This window comes from Kocuria tytonis (assembly GCF_003226895.2).
Lineage (GTDB): Bacteria > Actinomycetota > Actinomycetes > Actinomycetales > Micrococcaceae > Kocuria > Kocuria tytonis.
The window spans coordinates 626,557-642,308 of the sequence record NZ_PNJG02000002.1 but is presented as its reverse complement, the minus strand read 5'-3'; the positions used below and the strand labels follow the sequence as shown (position 1 = coordinate 642,308).

The following is a 15,752-nucleotide window of genomic DNA, read 5'->3' as shown; positions in this document are numbered from 1 at the left end:
AAGATGGAGCACACGCCACGTGGCCCGCGCCACGACGACATCAGGAGGCACGACATGACCCAGCAGCCCGAGAACACGGATCCCATCGCGTCCGCCGGTCAGATCGACGACCCGGACCAGCCCACCACCATGAAGGGCCAGGACGACTCCCGCGCCGGCCGTGACACCCAGCCGGACGAGGGCGCCACGGACGGGGACCCCGACCAACCGGGCACATCCCGCCGCGCCGCATCCGCTCCCCGGGCGGGAACCGTTCGCGACGCCGACGGCGCCACCGCCGCCTCCGCGACCCGGGGTGCAGTCCGTGACGACCGCGGCGAGACCGGCGGCAAGCCGCCCAAGGCCATCCGGGAAACCGGTGTCCCCGTGGTGGACGACGACGCCGTGGATGCCGCGAGCGCGCGCGAGGTGGACTCGGAGGCGCTGGCCGGAACCCGCAAGTTCCAGCCCCGTCCCGGGGACGCGAACCCGAACGTGTCGGACAATCCGGAGAACTTCCCGGACCACGAGAACCGTTCCGCGCACGAGGGTGTCGCGGGCGGGGGTGACGTGCGCGAGCATACGTCGGACCGGGACATGGTGAACCGGAACCTCTCGGACCTGGATCGGGACACCGATGACCGCCACGTGACCCGCCGGGAGACGGTGGACCGCACCACCGCCGATGCGCAGGCCTCCGACCGGGACACCACCCGCCAGGACCGGGACACCGATGACGGCAACAGCACGGTCCAGTACGAGAACCCGGAGAGCATTCCCGCCGTGGAACCCGTGCGCCACTCGCGCATGGTGGAGGAACGCGTCCAGGAGCAGGAGCGGGACTTCGACCTCGGGACCACGGAGGACGGCGAACGCTACCTCACCCCCAAGGACGTTCCCGGGGCCTGAGCGCACCCACGACGCACGCCCGGCCGGATGCCCCTCCGGCCGGGCGTCTGCGTGTCCGGGGTTCGAGGACACCCCGCCCCGGTGGCCCGTCGCGTGCGCCGCCGCGCCCCGGGCCGAGCACCTGTCCCCCAAAGATCACTCATGTCCACCCGATGTCATCACCGCAGGTCAGAGGCGAACTTCCACCGTGTTGACGGGCTGTGTATGCGTTTTCAAAATCACGACTCGGTCACAGGGCGGGCGAGGTCTTGCACGCCGTCGGTGATCTTGCGAACCTGTTTGCTATGGCGAAGCAAATGACACCTCGGATCCGGCTGGCCGCGGCCGCACTGATCGGCACGGTCGCGATCAGCGGATGCGCCGGCGGTCCCTCCTCCGGTCCCGACAGGGGTGGCGCGGCCGCGAGCGCCGACGGCGCTGCGCAGGGAAGCGCCCCGGCGACCGGTGCGACGTCGTCCGATCCCGCGGAACTGGCCGACGGTGTCACACCCGCCGAGGCGAACACCGCGGACGTCTATGAGCTCACGAAGACCTACACGGACCCGGACAAGCTGTTCACGGTGAAGTACCCCGAGAACTGGACGGCTCAGCAGAACCGGGGCTACCTGGAACTCACCAGCCCGGACGGGAAGGTCACGGGCACGGTGGCCTCCACCAAGGCCCGCCCGCCCAAGGGCGGCTGGTTCACCCGCCCCACGCACCCCCTGATCGGGCACGAGACGGAGCTGGGGAAACAGCTGAACACCAAGGTGTTCACGTACTCCACCTATGTGGCGGCCCCGCAGCGCAAGGACCGCGAGGACGCCGTGCTGTGGGGACTCACGGAGTCCGACGACAAGGGCATCGTGCACCTCAAGAGCGGCAAGGGACGCGCGGACCTGTGGGCGGAGTTCTACTACGGACCCGTCAACGAGGGGAACCGCCCCCTGTCCCAGGCCAAGGGTGTCGAGCTGGTCAACGAGATCAATCAGACGGACGATGCCGGAACCGTGGACGCGATCCTGAAATCCGTCCGCTCCGGCTCATAGGGCCCCCACACCACCCGTCGTCCGTCGTGGCGGGGCGCTCCGCGCGGGGAGAGGAGCAGGCACGGTCATCCTGGCAGCACACCGAGCACCACGTTCACCGTGGCCGCCAGGATGACCGTGCTGAACACGTAGGACAGCAGACAGTGGCGCAGGATCACGGCGCCGCTGCCGCGCGTGCCGTGTGCACGAGGCGATGCAGTGCCGGGGGATCAGCGCAGGGCGGCGGGGAGGCTCTCGAGCAGCCGCAGCCAGATCTCGGAGACCGTGGGATAGCTGGGCACGGCGTGGCGCAGCAGCTTCACGGGCACCCGCCCCACGATCGCGATCGTCGCCCCATGCACCAGTTCGGTGGCCTCCGGTCCCACGAACGTGGCACCCAGGAGGCACCCCGAGTCCTCGTCCACCACCAGTGTGGCGCGCCCGGCGGCGTCGTCCCGCAGCAGGGCGGCACCCGCGGCACCGGTGATCGGGGCCTCCGCGACGACGACGCCGTGCCCCGCCTCCCGCGCTTCGGCCCCGGTCATGCCCACGGCACCGACCGGGGGATCGGTGAACACGGCCTGCGGCACGGGAACGGGACCGTCCGGGGCGGTCTCGTGCCGTCCGGCGAGCCGGGAGCCGAGCACTCGGGCCTCGTACTTGCCCCAGTGGGTGAGCAGGGCGGTGCCGGCGGCGTCCCCGATCAGGTGCAGCCAGTCCGGCAGCCGCCCGGCGCGGGCGTCCTCCGGGGTGACCCCCACGGACTCCAGCCCCAGGTCGGTGAGGCGCGGTGTGCGGCCGGTGGCCACGAGCACCTCGTCCACCTCCAGCGGATCGCCCGTGGTGCGCAGCCGGACCGTGCCGCCGTGGATCCGGCCGAGACCGGTGTCCCGTGCGTCCTCGCGGTGAGCGGTCTCCACAGTCGTGTTCAGCCGCACGTCCACCCCGGCGTCCTCCAGGCCCGCGCGGACGAGCTCCCCCACGAACGGTTCGTTCTTCGCGAGCAGCGCGTCGCCGCGCACGAGCAGCGTGACGGAGGAGCCGAGCGCGGCCAGCCAGGTGGCGGCCTCCACGGCCACCACGCCGCCGCCCACGATCGCCAGGCGCGGCGGGACCTCCACGACCCCGGTGGCGTCCTTGGAGCTCCACGCGTGCAGACCCTCCAGGGCGGGCGGGACCACCCCGGTGGAGCCGGTGGCCACGACCACCGCGCGCCGGGCCGTGAGCGTCCGTTCGCCGTCCGGCCCGGTGACCCGGACGGTGCGCGGCCCCGTGATCTCACCGTGCCCGCGCACCACGCGCAGACCGGCGTCCTGTGCCCAGCGGACCTGCCCGGCGTCGTCGTAGTGGGAGACCCACGCGTCCCGGCGCGCGAGCAGCTCCCGCACCCGGACGGCCGGGGAGTCCACGCCGTCCAGGTGCGCGGCGGTGCGCGCCACCTCCACGGGGCGCAGCAGGGCCTTGCTGGGCATGCACGCGTAGTAGGAGCAGTCCCCACCCATGAGGGCCTCCTCCACGATGACGGCGGAGAGCCCGCCCTCGTGGGCGTACTGCGCCACGTTCTCCCCCGTGGGCCCGCCGCCGATCACGACGACGTCCGCGACGTCCTCCGCGCTCGTGCCGGTTTCCGGGGTGCTTTGGTTCGCGGTGGTCATGAGGGCTCCGTTCGTCGTGGGTGTGGGGCGAGTCTAGATGGATGGTGCGCACCGCTGTTCCCGGTGCGGCCCCGGCGCTGGTTGTCCAGCCGCGTCCATGCGCGGGCGTGTGCGATGCTGACGAGATGACTCAGCTGACCCGCCAGGAAAATGTCTTCGTCCTCGACATCAGTGACTCGCCCGAGGGCGACCACCGCTTCACCCACGAGCGGATCCAGGCCATCGACGCCGCGCTCACGCAGGTGGAGTCCACACCGGGGGATCTCGCGCTGGTGATCACGGCGCAGGGCAAGTTCTTCTCGAACGGTCTCGTGCCGGATCTGTTCGTCGAGCCCGGATACGGCAAGGCGTTCCAGGGGCTCCTCGCCCGTCTCCTGGTCCTGGAGGTCCCCACCGTCTGCGCGGCCAACGGCCACTGCTACGGCGGTGGGCTGCTGCTGGCCCTGGCGTGCGACGAGCGCTGCGCCCGGTCGGAGCGCGGGTTCCTGTGCCTCCCGGAGACCTCCATCGGGGTCCCGTTCACCTCCGGGCTAACCGCCCTGGTCTCCGCACGCCTCGCGCCGCGCGAGGTCCACCGTGCGATGATCCTGTCCCAGCGCTACGACGCCCCCGCGGCCGCCGCGGCAGGAATTGTCGACGACGCCGTTCCCGGCGCGGATCTGCTGGCCCACGCCGTGCGCCGGGCCGGTGAGCTGAGCCCGCTCCGCGGCTCCGTCCTGGCCGCGAATAAGCGGCGGCGGTACGCGGACGTGGTGGACGCGCTGCACCGCCCGGAGCAGCTCACCGTGGAGTCGGACGCCTGAGCCAACCTCTTGATGCTGTGCGTACGCGGCGCACCACCCGAGTCACACTGTCTTCGCGCCAGCATGTCGCGGGACGGGTGGGACTGGCGCGGTGGGCTCACGCCCGCCCGTGTTCCACGGCCGGTGACAACTGAAAGAAGCCACAGCACCCAACGAACGCAAGAAGTCAGTGCGTGATAGGGACAGTGGCGTCCCACGACCACGCGTCTAACCGAGGGCATTCGCCCAGGGGTGCTCGACCGCAGCTGTAAAGAAGCACGGCAGTGGGATCACCGGTGGGTGAGTTGGGGAAGAGCCGATCCAGTAGTGGCGTGCACAAGGTCGCGGGTGGCTTCCATTCCAGACGCAGGCCACAGGCCATGTCATAGGTGTGGACAAGGACCTCGACGGCACCCATTGCAGCGAACCCGGAGCCGTCCGACACTCCATAGGGGTGCCAGCCCGTGGCCTCGGGCCGGGCGTTCTCGACGGCCAGCTCAAGCATTCGGCCGCACATGGCGATTGCGTCAAGAATCTGGCGGTTAGTTGCGTTCGGATCGATCACGGCGTCAATGGGCAGATAGTTGTCCTGGGGTTCGGCGATCATCTGGGACGCGTAGGAGAACAGATCGTCTGCCACGTGCGCCGCCGTGTCACGGCAGGACCACTCCACGTCGCCGGCGGGTGCCGCCCATGATATGTCTGCAACGGCGCCCAGAAGCGACCGCATCTGCATAACCGAATCGCTGAGCACATTCGTCATCGAGTCCATGCGTCGATATTAGTGCCGCGCCGTCCTGAAGCGCTCTGGAGTTCTTCCCATAGCGGGGTACGAGAGGGCGTGGACAAGCCACCGCCCCCATCGGGGGGGGTAGGTAGATAGGTTGGGCTCATCACGAGCTCCGTCTTCTGGCATCCCTCGGTTACTACTGTCTCAGGGGACCGCGAGCTTCTGCAACGACAGTTGGCGCTCATAGGAACTGTGTCGCGTGCAGTGCTATCACGGTCGCAGTCACTGCCAGCCAAAGGTGCGCAAGTGCCGAAGCGTGAGCTTCTACTGGAGATCGCGTATATAGGCTGCGTTCCCGAGAATCGCTGGTTTGTACCTGTCAATGTCCGCCGTGGTGACGTGCTCGGCGATCACTTGGAGAAGGGTCGCGATGGCATCGTCGGGGCGGCCTGCCGCATGCATCGTCACGGCTTGGAAGGTCGCCAGCGAGGGCGAATCAGGGAAGGTCTGCCGGGCCGTTCTGAACACGGCCAGTGACTCCTCCACGCGGCCGATGTTTCGCAAGGTCGAACCGTACTGCAGGTAGCAACGGCGTAAGAGGTCACCACTGAGTCCGTGGGCGAGAGCCCGCTCGTAGAAGTTGGCCGCCTTTTCTTCCTGGCCGTCCGTGTCGTAGGCACCCCCGATCTCGTACAGCACACGCGGGTTCTCCGGATGCGCTTGGTAGAGGGGCTCCAGCGCGTCGATGGTGGGTTGCATGTTGCTGCGGTCGCGCGCCGCAACGATCCGATCGAGTTGAGCGTCAAGGTTCATGGGCGAATTATTGCACCCAGAACCTCTCCAGCACTCCAATTTTCAGCAGGGCATCAACATCAGCCCATGGTTCCCCAGGAAAGTCTGGGGCGGTCAAGGCTCGCATTGTCGAGAACCCACGTCGCAACCTCCCGGGGAGAAACCTCCGCCAAATAGACCCGCTGGCCACTCACGTAGCGATAATGTTCTTCGGCCTCCGGATCTGGGTCGTGTTCGCCGGGAAAACGCGCGTTTCCTCTCGGCACCGAGACGCTGAACGGAACATCAACCCACACGGAACCATCCCACTCATCGCGCAGATCAGGGCGATGCAGAAAAATCCCGTCTACCAGCACCAGGGACTGCTGCACGGATAGGTGACAGGTGTTAGGCAGCCAAATCGACTGCTGTGGTCATGATGGTTTCGAACCCGATCGGAGTCAATCGCCTGAGTCGGTCCTGACGCCGGCGGCGGTGATACGTCCGCTCGATCCAGGACACGATCTCGACCCTGAGCGTGTCGCGGTTCGCCCACGACTGGCGGTCAAGGACGTTCTTCTGCAGCAGCGCGAAGAAGCTTTCCATCGCCGCGTTGTCACCACAGGCCGCCACGCGCCCCATGGATCCGCGCAACCCGTGGCGCTTGAGCGCGGACACGAACGTTCGGCTCCGAAACTGCGATCCTCGATCCGAATGCACGATGCACTCGCTCACGTCATGGCCGTCACCTCGACGCCGCGTGAGGGCAGAATTCAGGGCCGCGACCGCCAATCGAGCTTTCATACGGTCGCTGATCGCGTACCCGGCGATCCTGCCCGAGTAGACGTCTTTCACGGCGCACAACTACACCTTGCCTTCCCGGGCTTGAGTTCCAGCCATCGTCGCAACACTGGTTCAACTCGCATTCAGTAAAGCATGGAGTCGTTCGGCTGGAGTGTCCCAGTCGAGCGTCTTGCGTGGACGTTCGTTGAGGTCCTCTGCCACGCGTCGCAATTCTGCGGGCGTGTGGCGGGAGAGATCGGTGCCCTTCGGGAAGTACTGGCGTAGGAGACCGTTCGTGTTCTCGTTGCTGCCGCGCTGCCAGGGGCTGCCCGGATCACAGAAGTACACCGCCATATCGGTGGCGGTCTGGAACCCCACATGCCCCGACATCTCGGTGCCCTGGTCCCAGGTCAGCGAGCGGCGTAGCGCTGCTGGCAAATCAGCGACGGTGGTGATGAGGCCATCGCGCACGGTCTCGGCCGTGTGGTCATGTTCAAGGTGCACGAGGGTAACGAAGCGGCTTGATCGCTCGACGAGTGTTCCGATTGCTGATCGTCCCATCGTGCCGACGATGAGGTCCCCTTCCCAATGCCCAGGGATTGCACGATCCTCAGCTTCCGCGGGCCGCTCAGCGATGGAGACCATAGGGTCCACGAAGCGACTGGTTCTCTTCGCTGGATCGCGCCGTGGTTTTCGTGTTGTCCGCCCGCGCCTCATCGACGCGGCGATCTCGCGTTTCAGAGCGCCGCGTCCTTGGACGTAAATCGCCTGGTAGATCGTTTCGGTGCTCACCCGCATCCCTTGATCGTCCGGGAAGTCTTTCACGAGCCGGTGACTGATCTGCTCTGGTGACCATCGTTTACGCAACTTCGCTGCCACATAGGCGCGCAAATCGCCAGCAGATTCGAGTTTGCATGCACGTCGCCTCGGTCGGCGCGCCGCCGCGATCCGGTGCGCCGCGTAAGGAAGATAGCCGACTGTCGTGGCCGTGTTGCGGGCGATCTCCCGGCTGATCGTCGACGCGCTCCGCCCCAGCGCCCGCCCGATCGACCTTATCGAGTCCCCGCGGCTGCGTAGATCGTGAATACGCTCTCGTTCGATCAAACTCAGGTAGCGAGAATCGATAACAGTCTCAAGACGCGCCAGATCAACCGGGGCGCCTCTCGTATAGGCATCACGCGGGCTCTTCACATTCGCCAGTATCGCCACCTGACGGTAGCGAACTACACGACCGTCGGGGTGAACGCGTCCGCCCGTTATCTGCTTGATGCCCTTGTCCCAATCTTGCGCAGAGCGCTTGTCCACGCCGACCCGTCTCGCAGCATCCGCCCGACTGACACCGTCGGCACGCAACCGCTCAAACCGTGCTCGTTGAGCGCGGGTGTCCTTCCCCGTGAAGATCCCCGCCTGATGCGCCCACTTGTAGCAAGTGACCCGCACGAACCCGAGCTCTTTCGCGACCTTCGACACGTTCCCCGTCGACGCCAGCAGGCGGAAGAACTCGGCCTTGTCCTCAGCCGTATAAACCCGGCTCTTCGCACGGGAAGTCGATACGCCAGCCTCATTTCGCCACCGGTAACACGACTCAACGCTCAGCCCCAGCTCAGCCGCGACAGCACGGATCGTGCCGCCACGATCAAGCCGACGGAAGAACTCGTCCCGCTCCTTCGCCTTGTACTGCACATTCTCCCTACCCCTCGGCCGAATAACCATCGCACGCACCTCTCGATCAGAGTGTTGCGACGATGGCTGGAACTCAAGGGGTGCGGTGTTCAGCGATCTCGGTCAACCACACCTCGTTCACCTGAATCGGCCCGGGTTCTCTGCCGCTACTTTGTGGGTGCGGGCTCTCGGGTGAGGGGCTCGTAGTGGAGCGTCTCGGACTCTACCGGGGTCAGCATCCCCAGGGAGCCGTGGAGGCGCCAGTTGTTGTACCAGTCGACCCAGCCGGCAGTCGCGAACTCGACGTCTGAGAGCGTCCGGAACGGGCCGTGGTGGAAGACGGTGGTGCGGATGCACTTGGTCTTGAACAGCCCATTGACCGTCTCCATGAGCGCGTTATCGAACGCATCGCCGACGGTCCCGATCGAGGGAGCGATGCCCGCGAGGTCGAGGTGCTCGGTGTACCGGATCGACGTGTACTGCGATCCGGCATCGCTGTGCGCCACCAAAGAGCCTGGTGAGACCTGGTTTCCTTCGCATTCCCACTGCCACAGCACGATCCGCAGTGGCGTCATGACGAGATCGGTGCGCATGCTCGAGGACGCGTGCCAGCCCACGATCCGCTGAGCGAACACGTCGACGACGAACGCGACGTACACGAACCCGGCCCAGGTGCGGACGCAAGTGAAATCGGTGACCCAGACCAGGTTCGGAGCCGGGGCCGTGAAGTCGCGATTGAGCAGGTCACCCGCCCGTTTCCCATCAGGGTTCGGGATGGTGGTGCGCAGCTTCTTCGCCCGCCGGATACCTTCGAGGCCGAGGGTGCGCATCGCCCGGTCCACCGCCCCACAGGAGGTGCCGGCCAGGCCTTCCTGACGGCGGAGCAACGCGACCCACTTCCGCCGCCCGTAGAGCCCTTCAGGGGTCATTTGCCACCGCTGGGTGGTGGCGTTGAACGTCCAGGCCAGCTCACGGATCTTGTCCTCGACCAGAGCGTCTGTGACGGTCCGATCGGTGACGCGGGCCGGGTGCTTCCAGGACCGGTAGGTGCGTGCAGCGATGCTCAGGCCCTGCTGAGACAGGACGCGGAGGATCGACTCGACTGCATAGCCCTCGGCGCGCATCTCGTCGATGAACGCGCAGATCAGCGGTTTCGGGGGTCGAGCTCCCCGCGAAGAAAATCGAGGCCCGGCGCAGGATCTCATTGTCCTCCCGCAGCCGCTTGTTCTCGGTCTTCAACCGTTTGACCTCGGCAGACTCCTCGCTGGTGACGCCGGGACGGGTCCCATCATCGACCTCGGCCTGGGCCAGCCAGCGCCGAACGGACTCCCGCGAAACGCCCTCCCGCCGGGCGACCGCGGTAACTGCGGCAGTGAGGGTGGGGTACTCCTGGGCGTGCTCCCTGACGAGCCGCACGCACCTCGCGCGCAGCTGGGGATCGATCTTCTTGGGCATGCTGTCCATCCTTCAGGACTCAAACAGCAGCGGCATCAAGCCCGGGCCGATTCAGATAGCATGACGCCATGACAACAGAACAAATTGAGTCTTCCGACGAAGACGAGCTGCTCACTAGGTCGCTATCCCGTGAAGAGCGTGAAGACCTCGAGCAAAAGAACGAATCCCCAATATCCGTGACGTTTGCCACGCAGGATTACCCCATTGATGGTCTTGTAAAGCGACTTGAGAAAGGCTCCATGTTGATTCCCCAGTTTCGGGGAAACGATGATCGCGTCAAGACTGCCGGCTTTCAGCGCGGGTTTGTATGGTCTAAAGGCCAGATGGACAAGTTTATTGAATCTCTGCTGCTCGGATACCCCATACCTGGAATTTTCCTCATTAAGCAGCATGAAGATAATAGGCTACTCATTCTCGATGGCCAGCAACGGCTTGAAACACTAAGGCGCTTCTATGCCGGGGTGCATGAGGGTCGTGTTTTTTCCCTCTCCAATGTGGGTGAGCAATTTGAGGGACTGACATACAATAGTTTAGATGAGAGTTTCAAAATCAAGCTCGATGATTCATACATGCAGGCAACAATTGTTTCGGCCGATGGTTCAGATGAGGTCGATGATGCTATATATCAAATTTTTGAGCGGCTCAACTCTGGGGGGACCCAGCTCACGCCCCATGAAATTAGAGTAGCGCTTTACGCGGGTAATTTAATGTCTGCAATTGAACGTTTAAACGAAGATGATAATTGGCGCTCTCTGTACGGCAGAAAGTCAAAGCGAATCCGAGATCACGAGCTGGTAATGCGGATTCTGGCCCTGTACGAGGAGAGCGCAAAATATAAAAGGCCGCTAAAGCAGTTTCTTAACGGATATGCGAAATCCCATCGTAAGCAAAATGTGGATACCTTAAGGGCGGGCCACTACTTCATAGATGCCGCCCTGCAAATTGAAACCCAGGTAGGAAGCGGTGCGTTTCGTCGCAAGGGCGGCGCGCAGGTGAACGCCGCTCAGGCTGAGGCAGTCATGGTCGCGGTAATGGAAGCTGCGTCTAAGGGACTAGTCCCTTCGGACCTCTTAGGAAAGATTACTGCCTTGCAGTCTGATCAAGAATTTATCGCCTCCACTACGAAGTCTACGGCGGACAATGACGCTGTTCAGCAGCGCCTTGCCAAGGCCAAGGAATATCTGATCGACCATGGGTAAATCCGGCACTCCTGGGTGGCCTCCAGCGTCAATTCGCCAACGCATAAACAATCATCAAGAGCTGGAAGATATGGTTCGAACATTGGATGCAGAAATGCCCGATGCGGTTGAGAGGGCTTTAACAAGGTACTTGGTTGTCCGATCCGCAGGGCTAGTAGAAGCGGTAAGAGATGACGCAACCGACCTACATTGCCAACGAGTAGGATCCCCCCGTCTTTACCGACGGGTATCATCCGGCCTGCGATCCGGTCAAGGTGTGAGGCCAAGGCAGTTGGTCGAATACTTGGCTACCTTCGACCTGGATTGGCGCAGCGAGCTCGAACAATTCTTGAGTGAAGATGATAGCAGACGATCCGATGATTTAGGAGCGCTTGTAAATTCGAGGAAAAAGATCGCGCACGGTGACGGCGACCAAGTAACCTCACGTAATGCTCTTCAGTGGTCTCAAACCGCTTTAGAGGTTGCCAAATGGCTTGTCGATCGTTTTGATCCGAACTGAGAAAACCTTACTGATCGCCAGTGGCCTTACGTGCGGTATTGATTTTAGAAACCACGGGCCTGCTCACGCCATGTGTGCGAGCGACCTCGGAGACGCTATGGCCAGCGCGTAGATCACGGAGCATCGCCTCGCGTTGAGCGTTGGTGATCCTTGCTCGCTTGTTGGTGCGAGAAGGGGGCTGCTGTACGGATAGGTGACATCTGATCTGGCTTGCCCGTAGGGCGGCCTGGAAGGATGCGCACTATGCCTGCTCCCTGCCCTCAGGAGTTCCGCGACGATGTCGTGCGTGTGGCCCGGTCCCGTGAGGATGGCGTCACGATCGCGCAGATCGCGAAGGACTTCGGCGTCCACGAGATGACGCTGCATAAATGGATCCGCCAAGCCGACATCGACGACGGCAACCGTCCCGGCAAGTCGCGCGAGGAGTCCTCCGAGCTGCGTGATGCGCGTAAGCGGATCCGGCTGCTGGAGCAGGAGGACGAGGTCTTGCGCCGCGCCGCTGCGTATCTCTCGCAGGCGAACCTGCCGGGAAAATCCTCTACCCGCTCGTGAACGAGCTCGCTGCCGACGGTATCCCCGTCGCGGTGTCCCTGCGGGTCCTCAAAGCTCTCCCGCCAGCCCTACTACCGATGGCGGAAACAACAGGTCACGGAGTCTGAGCTGGTCGAGGCCTACCGGGCGAACGCGTTGTTCGACGCCCACCGCGATGATCCCGAGTTCGGGTATCGGTTCCTGGTCGGCGAAGCGGAGGCCGCTGGCCAGCGCATGTGCGAGCGGACCGCGTGGCGGATCTGCCGGGACAATCAGTGGTGGTCCGTGTTCGGCAAGAAGCGCGGCAAGAACGGGAAGCGCCCCGCGCCGCCGGTCCACGATGACCTCGTGAAGCGTGACTTCTGCGCTGACGACACCAACGAACTCTGGCTGACTGATATCACCGAGCACTGGACAGAAGATAACAAGCCCTACCTCTGCGCCATCAAGGACGTGTTCTCCGGCCGGATCGTCGGCTGCTCGATCAGCGACAGGATGAAGGCCCACCTCGCGGTGAACGCCCTGGACAACGCGATATCCCGACATCGCGACGCCGCTGGCTGCATCGCCCACTCGGACCGCGGGTCCCAGTTCAAGTCGCGGAAGTTCGTGCACGCTCTGAACCGTCATCACCTCGTGGGCTCGATGGGGAAAGTCGGCGCTGCCGGCGACAACGCCGCGATGGAGTCCTTCTTCTCGCTGCTGCAGAAGAACGTCCTGGATCGCAAGAGCTGGCGGACCCGAGAAGAGCTCCGAATCGCGATCATCACCTGGATCGAGCGGACCTACCACCGCCGTCGCCGACAGGCCCGCCTCGGTCGATTGACCCCCATCGAATACGAGACCATCATGAACCCGGCCGTGAGCCTCGCGGCCTGACACCCCAACTGTCACCTGTTCGTGCGGCAGCCCCCAGGTGTTCGGCCAGGCACGTGAGGGTTTCATGACGACTCATACCCGGAGTCTCCCAGCCGTGTCCGGGATGACCGACCGTCGTGCACGGAAGAGCTGCTACCCGGTCTGGATAATTTTCGTTTGCGATATTCACATGCGTGAAGTTCCACCCCAGAGACCACAACGTCATGACCCGCAACAGCTAGTAGAGGAATCCTCCCCGGCCGCGTCTTCGTGCTTTGGCGCGGAGTTCATCCAGTCGTACCAGCACCTCAATCTGAAGTAGGCACGGCCACCCGTGGACCACCAGCCCCAAACCCAAGCAACCCATGGCCCACCAGGGATGGGCGGAGACCGTGAGAGCAGCTGCGGCCAGCAGATGGATCGCAAGCGACACAGCGTGACTGACCAGTGACCCGGCGGCATCAGACCTGAACGGATTAAGGTCGGCGAAGGACCTGATGGGGCGACGTACCTGCCGGTTCCACCGCGCCCGGTCCAGCACTCGGGCCAGCGAACGTGGCCTGGTCCAGCGAATCATCGAGGACCCCAGAGCTGTTCGTCGCCACTGGTGGGCGAGCAGCCGCTGGGTGGGACGCCCGTAGAACACGCCCGCCCCAAAGGTCCCGGCGGTCACCAGCCCCACGTACCCGCCCGGGGACCGCGGCAGGACGACGACGAAGCCACACGCCAGGACAAGTACGGTCACCAACGCGGCAAAAACACTGGAAATCTTCATCCCCGGCAATCCATTTGGCAATCTACGGTCTTCTCAGCGCAGGTCTCGATGCCTGCGCCCCGTGGACACTGCTCCGTCACCAGCCGCCGGTAGCCTCACCCGGGAACACAGTCATCCAGTAGTCCGGCAGCACCTCGCGCAACGGCTTCCACACAAGCTGCGTGGGATCGTCCGGCGCCGCGACACCCACCAGCACGTCGGGTCCGTGAACGGCCAGCCTCTCCCGGCACACGCCGCACGGGCTGAGGACCAGGAACCTTCCCGCTTCATCCCGGTGCAAGCACACAGAGGCCACGATCTCCTGGTCGAGCCGGAACGCCGCCGCGTAGGGCTCGATCTCGTGGCACACCTCCACCGCCGGGTTCACCGCATCCGGAGCGGTGCCGGTGAGAACGGTCCCATCCGCGAGTAGCATCGCAGCAGCCCCGCGCTGGTCGCCCTGAGGAAAGCGAACTTCAATCAGATTCAGACAGGCGTTGACGGTTTCATCCAGTTGCTCCCGCTTCATACTGGAACTCTAGGCTGGCGCCAGGACACCTTTGCGGTACCCGCGTGAGCGCGTTCCTGGACACCCGGAATCCCCGCCAATATCGTGGTCATCACGATGAACCGGTCACCGGGGCGTTGTCTGCCGGAGGCCCTACCGGGGCCTCCGCGCTTATGCGAGGCACCCACTTGCGTGCGGTCTGGTCCGTCCGCTTCCGGTTCCACGTGCATACACCCATGGGCGACGACGCACTGCACACCACGCCCTCTGCCCGGTCATGTCGTCAGACACCTACGCAGAAGCACCCAGGGGCGCCGCGAAGTAGTCCTCGATCCTCCGCCACGCGTGCTCGCGGTCCTCTCGGGTGCCCCCGAAACCCGCCACGTGCCACAGCGGAGCCAGGGCGGCAGGTCCCGGCATCGAGTCGTTGAAAAGGGCGTGCCCCGCGCTCGGGTACTCCTGGATGTCGTACCCCACCGAGGCTGCGTCGAGCTTTGCCTCCAGCTTCTGCGCCGCACCCCGGTTCTGCAGGTCCCCCGCACCGTAGGAACCCACCACCGGGCAGGCGTGGCCCACGTCCTCGGGGACGGTTCCGTAGTTCACGCTCGCCACGGCGTAGCGGTCCCGGTCGCACGTCAGCAGCGCGAAGCCCCCGCCCATGCAGAAGCCGACGATGCCCACGGCCTCGGTGGTCTCCGGCTGAGCGAGCAGCCACTGCCCACTGGTCTCGATGTCCACCAGCGCCTTGCCCTTACCCGTGCTCATGGAACGCATCGTGGCAACCAGGCACCGCCGCGCCCCACCGTCCGAGTACAGGTCCGGGACGACGACCTCGTAGCCCCACCCGGCAATGCGGCCGGGGTTCATTCATGCCCCGGAGGGCTCAGCCCCGGAACGCCCCCGCCAGGTTCCGAGCCCCGGAAGCCAGCAGGGCGACGTCGGCGCCCACGTTCACGAAGTCCGCGCCCGCGGCGAGGTAGTCCCGCGCCTGGTCCTGCGCGAACGCGTTCACGCCCACGAACTTGCCCGCGCCCTGCACCGCGGTGATCACGTGCTTCACGGCGGCGACGACGTCCGGGTGGGTCTGCTCCCCGATCAGCCCCATGGAGGCGGCGAGGTCCGAGGGGCCCACGAACACGCCGTCCACCCCGTCCACCGCGGCGATCTGCTCGATGCCCGCCACGGCTGCCGCGGACTCCGCCTGCACCACCAGGGTGATGGTCTCCCGGGCGCGCGGCAGGTAGCCGGGGATCCCGCCCCAGCGCCCGGAACGGGCCAGCGCCGCACCCACCCCGCGCACGCCCGCGGACGGGTACGCCACGGACCGAGCCGCGGCCTCCGCCTCGGCCACCGAGTCCACCATGGGCACGATCAGCGACTGCACCCCGAGGTCCAGGTACTGCTTGATGATGACCTCGTCGTTGGCGGGCACCCGCACCACGGAGAGCACGGGGTACCCGGCGATCGCGCGCAGCTGCGCCTGGATGGACTCCAGGGACAGGGGCGAGTGCTCGCCGTCCACCAGGAGGTAGTCGAAGCCCGCGCTCGCGCAGATCTCCGCCGCCGTGGGATCGCCCGAGGACAGGAAGATGCCCGTGACCGGGTCCTCAGGGGTGCGCGGCAGCGCGAAGAGGTCCTTGAGGCTCGGCAGCACGCCGGGCAGGTTCGCG

General features: G+C 65.1%; 15 protein-coding genes and 2 pseudogenes. 6 read left to right on the top strand and 11 right to left on the bottom strand.

Going from position 1 to position 15,752, the window contains the following annotated elements; translation table 11 throughout:
* Nucleotides 1-54: 54 nt before the first annotated feature.
* The gene (locus C1C97_RS08815; protein ID WP_121031284.1) at nt 55-888 is read left to right on the top strand and encodes a hypothetical protein; all 834 of its coding nucleotides are present in this window, start codon (nt 55-57) and stop codon (nt 886-888) included.
* Nucleotides 889-1,184: 296 nt separating this feature from the next.
* Nucleotides 1,185-1,916, top strand: a complete 732-nt coding sequence (locus C1C97_RS08810) for a hypothetical protein (protein ID WP_233542843.1) — start codon at nt 1,185-1,187, stop codon at nt 1,914-1,916.
* Between the two features lie 209 nt (nt 1,917-2,125).
* Here C1C97_RS08810 and C1C97_RS08800 read toward each other — a convergent pair whose 3' ends face one another.
* Complete coding sequence (locus tag C1C97_RS08800; protein ID WP_121031282.1) at nt 2,126-3,550, bottom strand: dihydrolipoyl dehydrogenase family protein; 1,425 nt, start codon at nt 3,548-3,550, stop codon at nt 2,126-2,128.
* A gap of 125 nt (nt 3,551-3,675) precedes the next feature.
* Here C1C97_RS08800 and C1C97_RS08795 point away from each other — a divergent pair, with 125 nt between their 5' ends.
* A complete protein-coding gene (locus tag C1C97_RS08795; RefSeq protein ID WP_121031280.1) occupies nt 3,676-4,353 on the top strand; it encodes an enoyl-CoA hydratase/isomerase family protein in 678 nt (225 codons plus the stop codon).
* Nucleotides 4,354-4,519: 166 nt separating this feature from the next.
* Here C1C97_RS08795 and C1C97_RS08790 read toward each other — a convergent pair whose 3' ends face one another.
* The 6 genes and pseudogenes from C1C97_RS08790 to C1C97_RS08770 all read right to left on the bottom strand — a co-directional run bounded on the left by C1C97_RS08790 (nt 4,520) and on the right by C1C97_RS08770 (nt 9,733).
* Nucleotides 4,520-5,104, bottom strand: a complete 585-nt coding sequence (locus C1C97_RS08790; RefSeq protein ID WP_121031278.1) for a maleylpyruvate isomerase N-terminal domain-containing protein — start codon at nt 5,102-5,104, stop codon at nt 4,520-4,522.
* Between the two features lie 282 nt (nt 5,105-5,386).
* Nucleotides 5,387-5,875: a tetratricopeptide repeat protein gene (locus C1C97_RS08785; RefSeq protein WP_121031276.1), complete on the bottom strand. Its 489-nt coding sequence runs from the start codon at nt 5,873-5,875 to the stop codon at nt 5,387-5,389.
* Nucleotides 5,876-5,934: 59 nt separating this feature from the next.
* The gene (locus C1C97_RS12195) at nt 5,935-6,225 is read right to left on the bottom strand and encodes a nucleoside/nucleotide kinase family protein (protein WP_145011640.1); all 291 of its coding nucleotides are present in this window, start codon (nt 6,223-6,225) and stop codon (nt 5,935-5,937) included.
* Between the two features lie 16 nt (nt 6,226-6,241).
* Nucleotides 6,242-6,697, bottom strand: a pseudogene (locus C1C97_RS08780) (transposase); the annotation flags it as partial.
* 51 nt (nt 6,698-6,748) lie between these two features.
* Nucleotides 6,749-7,969 (bottom strand): IS30 family transposase, encoded by a 1,221-nt coding sequence (locus C1C97_RS08775; protein ID WP_407657267.1) that lies wholly within the window; start codon nt 7,967-7,969, stop codon nt 6,749-6,751.
* A 476-nt stretch (nt 7,970-8,445) separates the two neighbouring features.
* Nucleotides 8,446-9,733, bottom strand: a protein-coding gene (locus tag C1C97_RS08770; RefSeq protein WP_121031272.1) for an IS3 family transposase whose coding sequence is annotated in 2 segments (ribosomal slippage) — nt 8,446-9,448 and nt 9,447-9,733 — 1,290 coding nt in all. Because the reading frame shifts where the segments join, the coding sequence is not laid out codon by codon here.
* 68 nt (nt 9,734-9,801) lie between these two features.
* Between C1C97_RS08770 and C1C97_RS08765 the strand changes: the two genes are divergently transcribed.
* Together C1C97_RS08765 and C1C97_RS12190 are read left to right on the top strand one after the other, a co-directional pair.
* On the top strand, nt 9,802-10,932 hold the full coding sequence (locus tag C1C97_RS08765) for a DUF262 domain-containing protein (RefSeq protein ID WP_121031270.1): 1,131 nt from the start codon (nt 9,802-9,804) through the stop codon (nt 10,930-10,932).
* A 283-nt stretch (nt 10,933-11,215) separates the two neighbouring features.
* Entirely contained in the window at nt 11,216-11,431 is a 216-nt protein-coding gene (locus C1C97_RS12190; protein WP_145011631.1) for a hypothetical protein, read from the top strand.
* Nucleotides 11,432-11,438: 7 nt separating this feature from the next.
* Here C1C97_RS12190 and C1C97_RS12775 read toward each other — a convergent pair whose 3' ends face one another.
* Nucleotides 11,439-11,636, bottom strand: a complete 198-nt coding sequence (locus C1C97_RS12775; protein ID WP_121031268.1) for a transposase — start codon at nt 11,634-11,636, stop codon at nt 11,439-11,441.
* A 38-nt stretch (nt 11,637-11,674) separates the two neighbouring features.
* Between C1C97_RS12775 and C1C97_RS08755 the strand changes: the two are divergent.
* Nucleotides 11,675-12,841 (top strand): annotated as a pseudogene (locus C1C97_RS08755) (IS3 family transposase).
* An 830-nt stretch (nt 12,842-13,671) separates the two neighbouring features.
* Here the strand turns inward: C1C97_RS08755 and C1C97_RS08750 are convergent.
* From C1C97_RS08750 to C1C97_RS08740, 3 genes are all read right to left on the bottom strand, one after another.
* The gene (locus C1C97_RS08750; RefSeq protein ID WP_121031266.1) at nt 13,672-14,103 is read right to left on the bottom strand and encodes a cytidine deaminase; all 432 of its coding nucleotides are present in this window, start codon (nt 14,101-14,103) and stop codon (nt 13,672-13,674) included.
* Between the two features lie 270 nt (nt 14,104-14,373).
* A complete protein-coding gene (locus tag C1C97_RS08745) occupies nt 14,374-14,949 on the bottom strand; it encodes a dienelactone hydrolase family protein (RefSeq protein WP_121031264.1) in 576 nt (191 codons plus the stop codon).
* Nucleotides 14,950-14,965: 16 nt separating this feature from the next.
* Nucleotides 14,966-15,736, bottom strand: a complete 771-nt coding sequence (locus C1C97_RS08740; RefSeq protein WP_121031477.1) for an HpcH/HpaI aldolase family protein — start codon at nt 15,734-15,736, stop codon at nt 14,966-14,968.
* Nucleotides 15,737-15,752: the final 16 nt, after the last annotated feature.

Bases quoted from the DNA above. Each gene is read 5' to 3' on its own strand.
- C1C97_RS08800 (WP_121031282.1), bottom strand. From the start codon at position 3,550: ATGACCACCGCGAACCAAAGCACCCCGGAAACCGGCACGAGCGCGGAG.
- C1C97_RS08810 (WP_233542843.1), top strand. From the start codon at position 1,185: ATGACACCTCGGATCCGGCTGGCCGCGGCCGCACTGATCGGCACGGTC.
- C1C97_RS08795 (WP_121031280.1), top strand. From the start codon at position 3,676: ATGACTCAGCTGACCCGCCAGGAAAATGTCTTCGTCCTCGACATCAGT.
- C1C97_RS08790 (WP_121031278.1), bottom strand. From the start codon at position 5,104: ATGGACTCGATGACGAATGTGCTCAGCGATTCGGTTATGCAGATGCGG.
- C1C97_RS08815 (WP_121031284.1), top strand. From the start codon at position 55: ATGACCCAGCAGCCCGAGAACACGGATCCCATCGCGTCCGCCGGTCAG.
- C1C97_RS08750 (WP_121031266.1), bottom strand. From the start codon at position 14,103: ATGAAGCGGGAGCAACTGGATGAAACCGTCAACGCCTGTCTGAATCTG.
- C1C97_RS08785 (WP_121031276.1), bottom strand. From the start codon at position 5,875: ATGAACCTTGACGCTCAACTCGATCGGATCGTTGCGGCGCGCGACCGC.
- C1C97_RS08765 (WP_121031270.1), top strand. From the start codon at position 9,802: ATGACAACAGAACAAATTGAGTCTTCCGACGAAGACGAGCTGCTCACT.
- C1C97_RS08745 (WP_121031264.1), bottom strand. From the start codon at position 14,949: ATGAACCCCGGCCGCATTGCCGGGTGGGGCTACGAGGTCGTCGTCCCG.